At 68.9% G+C, this 473-nt stretch carries 1 protein-coding gene; it reads left to right on the top strand.

Annotation, left to right across the window (positions count from 1 at the left end; all coding sequences use genetic code 11):
• The coding region (locus MOV74_RS40290) for a GlxA family transcriptional regulator (RefSeq protein WP_246933119.1) at nucleotides 1–473 on the top strand (473 nt) is incomplete at both ends.

The following is a 473-nucleotide window of genomic DNA, read 5'->3' as shown; positions in this document are numbered from 1 at the left end:
ACGCGTCGCGAGCGTTTGCTCGGGCGCCTATGTGCTCGCCGAGGCGGGTCTGCTCGACGGCCGCCGCGCCACCACGCATTGGGGGCGGACGCGCGATTTCGTCGCGCGCTATCCGAAGGTGAAGTTCGAGCCGGACCAGATTTTCACCCGCGACGGCAATGTCTGGACCTCGGCCGGCATCACCGCGGGCATCGATCTGGCGCTGGCGATGGTCACCGAGGATCAGGGCGAGGAGATCGCGCAACAGGCCGCGCGCCACCTCGTGCTGTATCATCGCCGCAGCGGCGGCCAGTCGCAGTTTTCCTCGCTGCTGGAATTGAAGACGCCGAACGGCCGCTTCGGCGCACTGTTGTCCTGGGCGCGCGAAAATCTCGACGCGCCCCTGACGGTGGAGGACCTCGCCGATCGCGCCGGCATGAGCGCGCGGCATTTTGCCCGCGCCTTCGCCGCCGAGACCGGCACGACGCCCTCCA

The organism is Bradyrhizobium sp. SHOUNA76 (assembly GCF_023006445.1).
GTDB lineage: Bacteria > Pseudomonadota > Alphaproteobacteria > Rhizobiales > Xanthobacteraceae > Bradyrhizobium.
The sequence above is the reverse complement of the archived record's forward strand: the minus strand, read 5'-3'. Positions and strand labels throughout refer to the sequence as shown.